At 68.5% G+C, this 13081-nt stretch carries 10 protein-coding genes and 1 pseudogene; 3 read left to right on the top strand and 8 right to left on the bottom strand.

What is annotated here, in order from left to right:
• Positions 1-6: 6 nt before the first annotated feature.
• From AB0I83_RS15485 to AB0I83_RS15495, 3 genes are read right to left on the bottom strand one after another with little or no spacing between them, the layout of a single operon-like run.
• A complete protein-coding gene (locus AB0I83_RS15485; protein ID WP_363304911.1) occupies positions 7-1356 on the bottom strand; it encodes a tetratricopeptide repeat protein in 1350 nt (449 codons plus the stop codon).
• Between the two features lie 40 nt (positions 1357-1396).
• The gene (locus AB0I83_RS15490; RefSeq protein WP_363304912.1) at positions 1397-2092 is read right to left on the bottom strand and encodes a class F sortase; all 696 of its coding nucleotides are present in this window, start codon (positions 2090-2092) and stop codon (positions 1397-1399) included.
• Entirely contained in the window at positions 2089-3759 is a 1671-nt protein-coding gene (locus tag AB0I83_RS15495; protein WP_363304913.1) for a DUF4331 domain-containing protein, read from the bottom strand. Before AB0I83_RS15495 ends, AB0I83_RS15490 begins: the two co-directional genes overlap by 4 nt.
• A gap of 434 nt (positions 3760-4193) precedes the next feature.
• Here AB0I83_RS15495 and AB0I83_RS15500 point away from each other — a divergent pair, with 434 nt between their 5' ends.
• Positions 4194-5843 (top strand): high frequency lysogenization protein HflD, encoded by a 1650-nt coding sequence (locus tag AB0I83_RS15500; protein WP_363304914.1) that lies wholly within the window; start codon positions 4194-4196, stop codon positions 5841-5843.
• 382 nt (positions 5844-6225) lie between these two features.
• Here AB0I83_RS15500 and AB0I83_RS15505 read toward each other — a convergent pair whose 3' ends face one another.
• The 4 genes from AB0I83_RS15505 to AB0I83_RS15520 all read right to left on the bottom strand — a co-directional run bounded on the left by AB0I83_RS15505 (position 6226) and on the right by AB0I83_RS15520 (position 10541).
• On the bottom strand, positions 6226-6558 hold the full coding sequence (locus AB0I83_RS15505; RefSeq protein WP_356535314.1) for a chaplin: 333 nt from the start codon (positions 6556-6558) through the stop codon (positions 6226-6228).
• A gap of 326 nt (positions 6559-6884) precedes the next feature.
• Complete coding sequence (locus AB0I83_RS15510) at positions 6885-8711, bottom strand: glycoside hydrolase family 15 protein (RefSeq protein WP_363304915.1); 1827 nt, start codon at positions 8709-8711, stop codon at positions 6885-6887.
• A gap of 49 nt (positions 8712-8760) precedes the next feature.
• Positions 8761-9321: a hypothetical protein gene (locus tag AB0I83_RS15515; RefSeq protein WP_363304916.1), complete on the bottom strand. Its 561-nt coding sequence runs from the start codon at positions 9319-9321 to the stop codon at positions 8761-8763.
• Positions 9318-10541 (bottom strand): molybdopterin-dependent oxidoreductase, encoded by a 1224-nt coding sequence (locus tag AB0I83_RS15520; protein WP_363304917.1) that lies wholly within the window; start codon positions 10539-10541, stop codon positions 9318-9320. Before AB0I83_RS15520 ends, AB0I83_RS15515 begins: the two co-directional genes overlap by 4 nt.
• Between AB0I83_RS15520 and AB0I83_RS15525 the strand changes: the two genes are divergently transcribed.
• The gene (locus AB0I83_RS15525) at positions 10489-10683 is read left to right on the top strand and encodes a hypothetical protein (RefSeq protein ID WP_363305045.1); all 195 of its coding nucleotides are present in this window, start codon (positions 10489-10491) and stop codon (positions 10681-10683) included. The genes AB0I83_RS15520 and AB0I83_RS15525 overlap by 53 nt on opposite strands.
• Positions 10684-11216: 533 nt before the next feature.
• Positions 11217-11816: pseudogene (locus AB0I83_RS15530) on the top strand (class I SAM-dependent methyltransferase); the annotation flags it as partial.
• Positions 11817-12055: 239 nt separating this feature from the next.
• On the opposite strand, the gene AB0I83_RS15535 reads toward AB0I83_RS15530, so the two are convergent.
• Positions 12056-12913 carry a 3-hydroxybutyryl-CoA dehydrogenase gene (locus AB0I83_RS15535; protein ID WP_356843172.1) on the bottom strand — a complete coding sequence of 286 codons (858 nt, stop codon included), beginning with the start codon at positions 12911-12913 and terminating at the stop codon, positions 12056-12058.
• Positions 12914-13081: the final 168 nt, after the last annotated feature.

Consider the following 13081-nt stretch of genomic DNA (forward strand, 5'->3'; position numbering starts at 1 on the left):
CGGGCATTACGTCACGTACCGCACTCTCAGAGCGGCTCGCGCCTTGGGCGCGTGCAGCGGGTTGAAGTGCGGGTTGATCGTCAGGGCCTTGGTGAGGTCGTCGCGGGCAGCGTCGGTGTTGCCGAGGGACTGCTGGATCATGCCGCGGTGGTAGTGGAAGAGGGCGTTGCGGGTGCCCAGTGCGAGTGCCTTGTCCGAGGCGGTGAGGGCTTCTTCGTCCTGGCCGTTGGTGTGGAGGGCCCAGGCGAGGGCGTCCTGGGAGTCGAGGAAGGGCCGGCTCTTCAGGCTTTTTCGGGCGAGGGCGAGCGCTTGTTCGTGGTCTCCGTGGTCGGCTTCGAAGAGGGCGGCGTCGGAGTCGAGTGTGACGCCGTTGGCCGCGAAGAGTTTCTGTTCGGCGCGGAAGATGTCGTACTGCTGGTCTGCTTGCTTCGTGCGGCCGAGTGACTCGTAGAGCTCGCCGAGTTGGAGCACGTATTCGGGTAGAGGCAGGCGCTGTCCGGCCCGGGTGAGGTCGGTGAGGGCTTCGGTGTTCTTTCCGAGGGCGGCCTCGGCCCTGGCTTTGATCTGGAGCAGGGGGGCGTCGTCGGGGACGGCGCGCAGGCCCTGTTCGGAGTCGGTGAGTGCCTGGTGTGCGTCGCCGTTGTTGAAGGCCATCTCGCTGAGGTAGTAGCGGGCGAATGCCCGGTCCGCCGGACTGCCGGCGCTCTGCAGGGCTCGTTGCATGTCGCTGCGCGCGGTGGTGGTGTCTCCCCGCAGTTCCGCGGCGTAGGAGGCGCGGGCAAGGGACGGGGTGCCGGGTTTGAGGTCGACCATCTTCTGCACGGCGTCGGCAGCTTCGGAGTAGCGGCCCAATTGTGTGTAGGCGTCGGCGAGCGTCCCGTAGAGCGTGGCGTTGTAGGGGTTGACGGCGACAGCGCGCTTGGCCCAGGACAGTCCCTGGGAGAAGTTGTGCCGGGCCGATTCGAGTGCGGCCATGCCGCCCATCGCGGCGAAGTTGTCCGTGCTGTCCAGCGTGAGTGAACGCTTGAGGACTTCTTCGGCCTTGGGGTAGTACGTCGGGTCGGCAGTGATCTTCGCCTGCTGGACGTAGTTCAGGCCGAGCGTCCCGAGCGCGACGGGATCGCGGGGATTGCGCCGTGCGCGGTCCTGGAGCGTGCTGATGTCGGCAGCCAGCGGGTCAGCGCCGGTGGCGGGGCCTCGGCCCGAGTTGGCTTCGGACGTGCCCGGGACGCTCTGCGACGCGGGCCACGGGGACAGCCCGAGTCCGCCGGCGAGGAACAGAGCCGCGGCGAGAACGACGGCCACCGTGGCGGACAGCAGGAAGCTTCGACGCGTGGGCAGTTGGCGCAGTTGCATGGTCTCTTCCCGCTCTTAGGGGTGTGGCCGGGCCCGGTGGTCAGCGGGCAAGGGTGGCGTAGACGACGAGGTTGTCGAGGTACTCGCCTTGCGTCCGGTCGTAGGTGCCGCCGCAGGTGATCAGCCTCAGTGCCGGTGGACCGGTGGTGGCGTAGACCTGGCTGTCGGGGAAGGCGTCCTTCTCGTAACTCCGCAGCGCCCGGACGGTGAAAGCCAGTTCCCTGCCGTTGTCGCTGCGGATGGTTATCCGATCGCCCGGCCGCAGTGAGGACAGTCCGTAGAAGGCTGCTGGTCCGGTGGCGGAGTCGACGTGTCCGACGAAGACCGCCGCACCCGGGTCACCGGGCCGCGGGCCGTCACTCCACCATCCGACTTCCGCGGGATCCCCCGGTGCGGCGAGCCTGCCGTCCTGCTGGACGCGGAGGCCGGTAAGTGGCTTGTCGAGGCCGATCGAGGCTATGCGTATCCGCTGGGGCGGCGCCCCGGGTGCGGTTTCAGTCATGGTGTTGTCCGACCCCGGCTGGACAGGGACCTCTCCTATGTCGATGTCCCTGACAGCGTGGGTCGTCGGATCGAGCAGGACCCAGGTACCGGCGCCGCCGAGCCCGATACCCGTGGCGACGGCGACCGCTGCGATGATGCGGCGGCGGCGCTTCGGGTGGTGTCCCTGGTCGCGCCGCGGTCGCCCGCCCTCGGAGTCCGAGGGCGGGCGACCTGTGGCGGCGGGGCTGGTCATGCCTGGTTCGCGCGCCGCCGGCGCAGGGCCAGCGCTCCCGCGCAGGCCAGGAGTGCGCCGCCGCCAACTGCGGTGACGGCCGCGACGGGGAATCCGTCGCCGAAGGCGGTGCCGCCGAAGCCCGCTCCGACGCCGCCGTCGGGGTGCAGGGAGTCGGCCTGGTTGACGGCTGCGGTGTTGGGCAGCGCAACGTAGGGGAAGGAGTTCCCGGGCTGACGGTAGGGGGTGTCGACCGCGTCGCCCGCTGCCAGGCCCTTGACGATCTTGCCGGTCTGGGCGGCGCCTTCGAGGGCCTGGAGCTCGATGTCGACGACGTCGTCGTTGAGCCGGCGGCCGTTGGGGAAGCCGCCCAGGTCCTGGGCGAGAACGCCGAGGCGGTTGGGCTTGGCTGTGACGGGCACGGACATGTTGAGCCGCAGTTCCTCTGCCGGGACGAACGCGGCCTTGTCGACGTCGGCGTTCAGCAGCTGTGAGTTCAGGTCCGCCTTGATCGGGCCGCATGCCTTGCAGATACCGGTGAGGAAGATCTCGACCAGGTCGTTGCGCGGCGTCGCCGGTGCCGGGATCCCGTAGATGCTCTGGATCAGCTTGGGCACGATCGGGTCCTTGACCTTGTCGACCACCGGGGTGACCGAGGCATCCTTGTCAGGGCTCAGCGCGTTGAAGGCGTCCTTGTACTTCAGCGGGACGACCACCTCGTTGACCAGCGGGTTCCCGAGTCGTGAGACCTGGCGCCACTCCGACTCGCTGCCCTGGTCGGGTGCGGTGTCCTTGTCCGGTCCCTTGGCGTCCCCGGCCGAGGACGACTCCCCGCCCTTGTCACCGGCACCGACGACGGCCGCGCCCTTGCGGTCAGTGGTGGACCAGACGCCGATCACGGGGTTGCGGGTGGCGTCGCCCTTGAGTGCCAGATCCTTCTTCGGCACCTGGAGGGCGATGGTGTTGACGTTGTAACCGGCGAGCGTGTTGTGCCCGGTCTCCTTCAGATTGCCTCCGTACAGGAGGTCGAAGATCCGAAGGTCCAGGAAGAACGGGTCGGACGCCTGCCCGGCGAATGTCTGGCCGCCGTTCGGCAGGTCCAGGACGGCCTGCTTGCGCAGCGAGGCGTAGTCGGGCATCGACGCGATACCCACGTTCGACGGAGCCGCCGGCGCGTCCTTGAGGAGCGTCTTGGTGCTGCCGTGCGCGTCGGTCGCCGTCAGGGTGTAGGTCTGACGGAAGTTGAGGGTCGGGTCGTCCAGCTTCTTCACGACACCGGTGTTGTAGAGGAACTGGTCGGCGGCGTCCCGGATGTGGTCGGTGAACGCCCACGTGTAGGTGGTGTCGGGTTTGCCGTCACCGTTCGCGTCGATCTTGATGTGGTAGCGGGCGTCGTTGGCGAACGGGTAGAAGTTCGGTCCGCCGTTGGGCTCCTCGAAGGGAATCCAGTTGGCCACCAGTGTGACGGTGTCCGGCTTGTCGGGGCTGGTGAAGGCGTAGACGTCGGTGTTGTCGGCCTTCGGGTCGCCCGAGGTGAGGGGCGCCTCGCGGTGGCTGGAGGCGGAGCTGGTGCCGGGCGCCAGGCCGGTGAGCGCCATGGCGCTCACCAGGGCGAGGGTTCCAGAGGCTGCGAGCGCTCGTTCGAGGCTGCGAGCCGGGCGTTTCGATCGGGGGCGGCAGGACTGCATGGGCCATCCGTTTCCGGTGAGAGCCGCGGCCCTCCGGAAGCTGAAGGTAGGCGGCTGGGGTCTGCGCTCGAAGAGCCACCTGGGAGCAAGCCGGGCCCAACCCGGAGGTGAAAACCACGCGGCACACGCCACACAATGTGACTAAGAGCTACGTAAAGAGCACCACGCGTGGGAAGCCTGCGCGCGGCGGAAGGGCCGAACGGGGACTTGGCAGGAACGTCCTCTGCCCCCGGGCGGAGGGGCGCTGTGAGCCGCGCGGGTGACGAGGCGACCAGGACCGGCACTCGCAGAGAACGAACGGGTACCACTGTGGTCCGCCCCCTCGGGCGGACCAAGCCATCAAACTGCAGGCCGCGCCAGCCATCCAGGCGTTCCCCTGCGCCCCCTCGCCGGAGGCGAAACGGATGAATTCCCTGCTCGGAAGCCGTCCTGTGGTGACCGCTCACCGTGTCCTCGCGCGGCGTGTGGCCCTGCTGGCCACCGCCGTGGTCTCGCTGTTCGCCGTGGCCGTACCCACAGCCGAGGCACATCCCCTCGGTAATTTCTCGATCAACGAGTACGCCGGATTCACCCTCCACCCCGACCACGTCGATGTGCTGACGGTCACCGACACCGCCGAGATCCCCACACTCCAGGCCACCCCGGCCATCGACACCGACGGCGACCGTCAGACGAGCAGCAGCGAACGCACCACCTGGGCCACTACTCAGTGCGCCGCCACCTCGGCAAAACTCACCGTCACTACCCCGCAGCGCCTGGTCTGGACGACACGGTCGGCAACCTTCCGCTTCCAACCGGGCCAAGGCGGTCTGCGCACCGGGCGACTGGAGTGCCGGCTGCGCGCACCGCTGGACCTGACAGTCGGGGCGGTGACCTTGCGGGTCGACACCGGCGCCGACAGGAAGCGGGTCGGCTGGCACGAGATCACCGCAACGGGCATCGGAACCCGCCTCCAGCACTCCACCGTCCCCCAGACCTCCTCCACCCATGAGCTGCGCAGCTACCCGCGCGACCTTCTCTCCACGCCGCGCGGCGACACCACTGCACAGGTGACAGCCGGCCCGGGTGGCCAGACCGCCGGTACCCCCCTCAGCAACACCGCAGAGGCGGGAGAAGGAGGCGGCCTCACCGGACGCGTCGAAGCGCTGTCGCAGCGCCTCACCTCGATGACCGGAGCGCGCGACCTCACCCTGCCGATCGGCCTGCTGGCGGTACTGCTCTCGCTCGTGCTCGGCGCGGGTCACGCGCTGCTGCCAGGGCACGGAAAGACCGTGATGGCGGCCTATCTCGCAGGGCGCCGCGGCAACGTGCGCGACGCGGTCACCGTCGGAGCAACCGTGACAGTCACCCACACCGCCGGCGTCATCATCATCGGCCTCTGCCTCACCACCTTCTCCTCCCTGGCCGGAGACACGGTGCTGAACTGGCTCGGGGTCATCAGCGGCGCCCTCGTCACCCTCGTCGGCGCCACACTCCTCACCGACGCCACCCGCCGCTCCCGCCACAACACTGCCGCCGCTGCCCGCCCGGCTGAAATGTCACCCCTCGCAATGGCCGGCGCCGGTGCACATGGCCACGTCTCCGCGACCACCGAGATGCCCCACATGCACGACCACCCGGTCCACACGCACGAACCACACGCGCATCCCCACAGCCACGGACACGACCACGAAAAGCCCCACCGCCACGGCCTGTTCGGACACACCCACCACCACGCGCACCCCCACGCACCCGTCGAAGGCGGCGCACAGCCCTTCACCACGCGCGGACTCATCGGTCTGGGGGTCGCCGGCGGACTGGTGCCCAGTCCTTCCGCGCTCGTCGTGCTTCTCGGTGCCATCGCCTTGGGCCGTACCGGCTTCGGCGCGGCACTCGTCCTCGCCTATGGCATCGGCATGGCGGCCACCCTCACAGCCGTCGGAATCCTCCTCGTCAAGCTCGGCAACCGAGCCGAATCCCTTACCTCCCGACCCGCGTTCGCACTCATCCGCAGGGTCGCGCCCTACACCGCTCTCCTGACCGCGGCACTCGTCCTCGTCGTCGGACTCAGCCTGGTCGCGCGCAGCCTCCCGCTGGCCTTGTAATCAGCGGCCATACGCCTGCGGCAGTGACTCCGACCCGGCAGACTCCCGAATGCATCGACGTGCACCGTCACCCGACGGGACCAGGCACAAAGCACGACAACCGCCCCCGTCCTGGCTCGGGCGGGGGCGGTCAGGGCGCGCGTCTTGGCCGACTGACACCCGGACATGCGCAGCGCGCATACCGAGGGCCGAATCATGCACGCATGTCATCTCAAGCCGGCGGGTCGGCCCGGAGTCACGGGCCGGTACGCTCGCTCACCCGACTGGCGGCAGAGACCTGCGGAGAGCGCGCGAAAGATGCGGCAAGGCCCCAGGTTGCGGCTGGGGGCATTACCACCGAAGGCTTGGCTGCGGACCGACCGTGGCCGAACGATCAGCGGTCTCAGCGGTGGTTGTACTTGCCGTGCTTCTCGTGCTTCCAGTCCTTCTTGCCTTCGTGCTGTTTGCCACCGTCGTGGTGCTGCTGACGGCCGTAACCGCCGTTGACACAGGTGTTGCCGAAGCTCGGGTTGAGCAGTCCGAGCACGTTGACGGAGTTGCCGCACGCGTTGATCGGGACGCTGATCGGGATCTGCACCACGTTGCCGGACAGGACGCCCGGCGAGCCGTAGGCCAGACCCTGCGCGCCAGCGTCGGCACTGGCCACACCGGAACCGGCAAACGCCAGCGCCCCGGCGGCCACGGTCAGGACGACCGCGCTTCCAAGCTTGAACATGAAACCTCCACGAGGAACGAATGCCGCCGCAACCAAGGCGACGAACTCCGCTCCACGATGCGCGCCCGTCCCCGCATGGCCCCTAGGCGCGCCCACAGGCCGACCGCAATCCCACGAATGGTCGCCCTTGCAGCGAGAGTTGATCAATACAGGCGCGCCGCAAGGATCACCCAGCCCTGCTCGCCAGACGAAGGAAGGCGAGCTGCCATTGCGCCGATTTCTCCACGCCACACTGCGTGAAAGGCCGCTTTGCATCGTCTCGCACACCTGGATCGAGAAGGATTCGGGACTGCTGCACGGATGGGTGACACCTGACTGTCACGACGTCAACGGTTGTGTCCTGCTTGTTCGGCGTAGTGGATGGCTCGTGCCGCGTTGATGAGGCCGATGTGGCTGAACGCCTGCGGATAGTTTCCGAGCGCCTCCCCGGAGGTGGGGGAGATCTCTTCGGCGAGGAGGCCGACGTCGTTGGCGCAGGCGAGGGCGGTTTCGAAGACTGTGCGTGCGCGCGGAACTTCGCCGGTAAGAGCCAAGGCGTGGGCAAGCCAGAAGGTGCAGAGCAGGAACGCCCCTTCGTCGGATGCGAAGTCGTCCCGGAGGTAGCGGCGTACCTGTCCGCGTGTGTCCGAGAGCTGGTCCGCGATCGCGGACACGGTGGCGCGGATGCGGGGGTCGTCGCCGGGAAGGAATCCGACGAGGGGAAGCATGAGGGCTGAGGCGTCGAGCTCGCTGGATCCGAATGCTTGAGTGAAGGCGCCGAGGCGGGGGTTCCACCCTTCGGTTTCAATGGCTGTGCGAATGGTCTCGCGGGCTCGTCGCCAGGCATCGACGCGTTCAGTTGCCGCCCCGAGCGCGGGTGCGAGATCAATGGCCCGGTCGAGGGCGACCCAGCACATGAGTTTCGAGTAGAGAAAGTGACGGCTGGGCCCTCGTACTTCCCAGATTCCCTGGTCGGGCTCCTTCCAGCGTCGAGCGGCGGTCTCGGCGGCCTGGAGGAGGAAGTTGCGGGTGGGCTGGTCGAACCACTCGGTGCGGGGGTGGGTCTGGTGTGCGGCGTCGAGCAGTTCGCCGTAGACGTCGAGTTGGTGCTGGCGCCAGGCGTCGTTGCCGGTGCGCACCGGTGTGCTGCCCCGCCATCCCGAGAGGTGGGGCAGGGTGCGTTCGCTGAGGTCTCTTTCGCCGCCGATGCCGTACATGACCTGCAGGTCGACGCCTCGTTCCAGCTGGGTGGCTGCGGCCTGCGCGAGGAATCCGAAGTAGGCGGCCTTCTCCTTGTCGCAGGCGGAGGTGGACAGGGCTTGGAGGGTGAAGCTGGCGTCGCGGACCCAGGTGTAGCGGTAGTCCCAGTTGCGGTCGGCTCCGATGCTTTCCGGGAGGGAGGTGGTGGCGGCCGCGACGATGGCGCCCGTGGGTGTGAAGGTCAGTGCCTGCAGCACGCGCCCGCTGTGGGCAACCTCGTCCCTCCACCGGCCTTGATAGCCCTGATGGATCCCCGTCCAAGACCTCCACCCCTTGATCGTGTCGTTCAGGCGACGGTGGATGCGCCCACCTCGCCAGGATTCCGGTTGCGCCTCGCCCCAGGCAGGCAGGGACGACAGCGCGAACCCGATCCGCCGGCCCGCCCTCAGTACCGTCTCCCCGTGCGCGGTCGCGCCTTCGATCCGCAGCGGGAGCGGTGCGGACAACACGAGACGCTGTGCGCCTCCGTACGCGCTGAGTCCGCCACGTACGAGGGACATCACCGGGTGAACGAGGCCGAACTCCGGGCGGGGCGCGAAGCTGGTCTCCACCGCCACCGATCCACTGGTACAGGTGATCTGGCGCAGCAGCACGCCGGGGGAGGACGCCCCCAGCGCGTGCCCGCGCTCGCGGTGTCCCATCGCGAGTGCGTCGAGGAGAACCACCGTGCCCGAGGAGGTATGGAAGGTGGTCTCCAGCGCCAGGGTCTCGGGTACGTAGCGGCGGGTGACCTCACTCGGTCCGCTGGGCCGGATCGTCCAGTGCCCGGCCTCCTCGTCGAGCAGACGGGCGAAGACCGCCGGGCTGTCGAAGCGCGGCAAGCACAGCCAGTCCACCGACCCTGCCGTGGACACCAGCGCGGCCGAACGGCAGTCCGACAGCAGCGCGTAGTCACCGATCGGGCGCGTGCTCACGTCAGTCCTGCCTGCCGAGCGCGGATGGGGCCCGGTCCTGATCGCCGGGTCACGGGGCGGACTCGTGGCCAGGAGTGCCGTTGGCAGGTCCCGTCCGTGCCGCGCCGGGCCGTTTCACACCCGACTCCGGTGTGGGGCGGGAGCGCCCCATACGGATCAGCAGGGTGAGCGCGGAGATCGCGAACAGTGCGGCGGTGATGAGTAGCCAGCGGCCGAGGTACACGTCGGTGGAGAGCGTCGTGTACAGGGTGAAGCGGTGGCTGACCCGCTGCAGGATCAGGGGAAAGTAGGTCAGGAACAGGACTCCGGAGAGGAAGACCGGGACCCGGACGTAGTTGATCCAGCGCATTGCCGGGCGGGCGGTTTCACCCGGTGCGGCTGGTTCCCGGCGCTCGCCCAGCAGGGTCTGGGCGGCGCGGTCGGTCACGGTGTAGAGGGGCAGCAGCACCAGGTCGTGCAGCAGGGCCGCTCCGACGAACCAGAGGACCACCTTCCACGGCTCGGAACCGGACAGCAGCCGGATCCCCGCGTAGCCGGTCAGCGCGAATGAGCAGAGCACCAGGAGCAGGTGCAGCGGCGAGGCTCCGTAGAGACTGCGGAAGCGGTTCATAGGTTCTCCCCGAAGGTCAGCCGGGTGACCCATTTGGTGTTGTGGACACCCGGATTGGCCGGGACGATGATGCGCGCCGGGTAGCCGTGGTCCGGCGACAGATCGGCTCCGTTGACTCGCAGAGCCAGCAGTGAGCGGGGGTCGCGGACCTGGTTGTCGCGCAGTGTGGTCGAGCGGAAGGAACCGCTGAGCTGGGCGGACTGGACGAAGACCCCGGGCGGGCTGTCGGTGAACCCGACGAGGGCGGCCAGATCGGCCAGCCGGACTCCGCTCCACTCCTGGTCCTCGGTGGACCAGCCCTCCACGCAGGCGATCGGCAGGGCCGCGCTGTGTTGTGGGAGCGCCAGGACCTCGTCACGGGTGAGGACCCGCTCGCGGGCCCCGCCCCGAACGACCAGACGCCAGGCCGCACCGGTGTCGACGGCGCGGATGCCCACGCTGGCCGCGGTCTTGTTGATCTGGAAGCCGTTGGGACCGGGGCCCGGGTCCTGGCTGCGCGGCGCGAGCAAGGCGGTGGGCCGGACCCAGCCTCCGATGCTCTGCCCTGCCGTCACGGCGAGCAGCACCAGGGAGCCCGCCCCCACCATCCCCAGCGCACCCCGGCGGGACATGGTCGGCGCGGCAGGGCGAGGAGTGACCAGACCCGTGGAATCCGGACGGGAGGTCTCGCCGGTCTTGGGCCGGCTGCGTAGTTCCTCGCGGAGACCGCCGCTGCGCAGCATCCGGACCATGAGCGGGATCCGGAAGGCGATGTGGACGACGAACGCGCCGATGAAGACCCAGGCCCCGTAGAAGTGCAGGGGGTAGAAGGAGCCGGGGAAAATGTAGTCCAGCTGGATGTTGAGTACCCCGGTGGCGAATTCGAACAGCACCCCGCCCACGAGGAGGAGCACCGAAATCCGCTCCAGCGCGTGACTGACGGACTTGACCGGGGGCCAGGAGAACAGCTTGGGGACCACCGACCACAGCTTCGCGAGCAGTACTGGAATCAGCACGATGCCAAGCGTGATGTGAACGCCCTGGGTGAGCCGGTAGAGCCAGTACGGATGTGTCGGCCAGGAGAACAGATAGAAACCCAGCCAGCCCCGGTCCGGAGTCTTGTCGTTGGCACCGAGGTCGGGGTTGTACGCCGCGTACGAGAGCAGTCCCGTGACGAACATCAGGGTGATGCCCACCAGCAGCACCGCGCCGAGCACCGACGTCAACCAGGGCCCGCGCAAGGGACTGCGCCAGAACCCCGGCCGGGTCGGACCGGACGGCGGCCCCTCCCGCAACAGGCCCTCCAGACGGGCCCGCGGCGAACTCTTCGCCACGGCCACCGGCCGCGCAGACGAGCCGGTCCTGGGCGCGGAGGATGCATAGCCGGTGCCGGCATCTCCATCCCCGTTCGGCGGGCCGGGTGAGGAGAGGCGGCCGCTACCGCTGCGCGGGCCCTCTTCGCTTCCATCAGGGGGCGGGGCCGGGTTCCGAGTCCGACCGGGGCCACCGGCCGGTGCGGCTCCGGCCCGAGGCGGCGGCTCGTGGATGCCGGACGTATCGGGACCGTCCGCGCTTCCATGCCCGGCGTCCTGGGGCCTTGGGCCCTGGTCTTGTGAGTCACCCATGGGATTCCTTGTGCTTCAGCAGACGGAAGATCACCGAATGGCATCGCACAGTAACCCTGGAATTTGCATCCGCCGTGTTCCTGAGGGCGGACGTAATAATTTGTTCCCCAACCAGCTCGCACCAGTCGGTTCTACTTATCAGCGCGAGATCCGAAAATCCGAACTGCCCCGTATGAATGGGTGACGAGCCCGTGTGTGCATGCAAAGCCCGGGCCCCGTTGTGCGACCGTGGGCGACGTGACGGGAGCAAAGAATCGTCCTGGTCGTTCCCCGGGCAGTGACGCAATCTCAATGGCCGGCCGATCAGCCGGCCGCGCCGGGGAGTCCGCTGTCATTCCTGGATCGGTACAGCCTGACGCCCGGACTGCAGCTCCGGAATTCCAGACTGTCGTGAGTACAGCGGAGTCACCTGAGACCAGCCCTGGCCCTTGGCATGAGGAGACCTACACGGTCGCCGTCACCTCGGGCCTTGGCCCTCTCTTCCTGCAGTGCGCGGACGGGGCACGGGTCCCTTTGGACGTTGAGCGGTGGTCCAGCACCGCGGACGCCGCAGACATGACCGTCCTCCAGCGTTGCGAGAAGAGCGTGCTCGACATCGGCTGCGGCCCCGGCCGTTTAGTCGCAGCCCTCTCCAAGACCGGGCGCACGGCACTGGGTATCGACATCAGTCCAGCAGCCATCACGCGGGCCCAGGGCGCGGGCGGGTCGGCACTGCACCGATCAGTCTTCGATCCGCTCCCCTCCGAGGGTCAGTGGGGCACCGCCCTGCTCATCGACGGCAACATCGGCATCGGCGGAAACCCAGGCAGACTACTCAAACGAGTGGCGGAGATCGTCCAGCCCGGCGGGCTGCTCCTCGCAGAGGTGTCGCAGCCCGACGTCGACGAACGCTTCAACGCCCGGATCGGACAACCGAGGGAGTTTTCGCAGTACAAGCAGGGAAGGCTGCGACAGCGCCGAAAGGCCCAGGGCTTCGGGCCCGCGCATCCGCGCCGTCGCTCCATAGCGCTCCGGCACGGAGTCGGGTCGGTAGCAGAAGACGAGGCTCTTTCGGGGCCGCACACGGTCCTGACCTCGGGGAACGTGCCCCGGCGGGCCCGGCGTGAGCGCCGGGCCCGCCGGTGGGACGGTCAGTAGGCGTAGAACCCCGAGCCCGTCTTGCGGCCGAGCCGGCCCGCGTCCACCATGCGCTGGAGCAGCGGGGGAGCGGCGTACAGCGGCTCCTTGTACTCCGCGTACATCGAGTCGGCGACCGAGGCCACGGTGTCCAGGCCGATCAGGTCGGCGAGCTTGAGCGGACCCATCGGGTGGGCGCAGCCCATCTCCATGCCGTTGTCGATGTCCTCGCGGCTGGCGATACCCGACTCGAACATCCGGATCGCCGAGAGCAGATACGGGATCAGCAGTGCGTTCACCACGAAGCCGGACCGGTCCTGGGCGCGGATCGCGTGCTTGTCGAGCACGTTCTGCACGACTGCCTCGGCACGCTTTATCGTCTCGTCGGACGTCGTCAGCGCGGGGATCAGCTCGACGAGCCGCTGTACCGGGGCGGGGTTGAAGAAGTGGATGCCGATGACCTGGTCCGGGCGGGAGGTCGCCACGGCCAGCTTCACCAGCGGGATCGACGAGGTGTTCGAGGCGAGGATCGCGTCGGGACGAGTCACGACCTGATCGAGTACCTGGAAGATCTCGGTCTTGACCTGCTCGTTCTCCACCACGGCCTCGATCACGAGATCGCGGTCGGCGAACTCGCCGAGGTCGGTCGTGAAGCTGAGGCGGGCGAGGGTCTCGTCGCGCTCCTCGGCTGTGATCTTGCCGCGTTCGGCGGCCTTGGAGAGCGAGTTGTGCAGCCGGGTACGCCCTATCTCCAGAGCCTCGCCGGTGGTCTCGGCCACCTTGACCTCGAGGCCGCTGCGGGCGCACACCTCCGCGATGCCTGCGCCCATCTGGCCACAGCCGACCACTCCGACGCGTGCAATGTCGGCCATAGAGTCCGTCACCTCGTGCCTTTCGCTGATCTCCGTGCGGCGTTCCCGTTTGATTCCGGTGCCCGCCTCGACCCCACGACGTTACTCCGCGATCGGGTTCCGGTGAGCTGCGGGTCGCGTCGAGCCGATGCGGGCATGATCCGCGTCACATGCTGCGGAAACGGCATA

Source organism: Streptomyces sp. NPDC049970, assembly GCF_040660235.1.
GTDB lineage: Bacteria > Actinomycetota > Actinomycetes > Streptomycetales > Streptomycetaceae > Streptomyces.

Excerpts from the sequence above, each read along its gene's own strand:
- AB0I83_RS15485 (WP_363304911.1), bottom strand. The coding sequence starts at position 1,356 with ATGCAACTGCGCCAACTGCCCACGCGTCGAAGCTTCCTGCTGTCCGCC.
- AB0I83_RS15490 (WP_363304912.1), bottom strand. The coding sequence starts at position 2,092 with ATGACCAGCCCCGCCGCCACAGGTCGCCCGCCCTCGGACTCCGAGGGC.
- AB0I83_RS15495 (WP_363304913.1), bottom strand. The coding sequence starts at position 3,759 with ATGCAGTCCTGCCGCCCCCGATCGAAACGCCCGGCTCGCAGCCTCGAA.
- AB0I83_RS15505 (WP_356535314.1), bottom strand. The coding sequence starts at position 6,558 with ATGTTCAAGCTTGGAAGCGCGGTCGTCCTGACCGTGGCCGCCGGGGCG.
- AB0I83_RS15515 (WP_363304916.1), bottom strand. The coding sequence starts at position 9,321 with ATGAACCGCTTCCGCAGTCTCTACGGAGCCTCGCCGCTGCACCTGCTC.
- AB0I83_RS15525 (WP_363305045.1), top strand. The coding sequence starts at position 10,489 with ATGCCCACCAGCAGCACCGCGCCGAGCACCGACGTCAACCAGGGCCCG.
- AB0I83_RS15535 (WP_356843172.1), bottom strand. The coding sequence starts at position 12,913 with ATGGCCGACATTGCACGCGTCGGAGTGGTCGGCTGTGGCCAGATGGGC.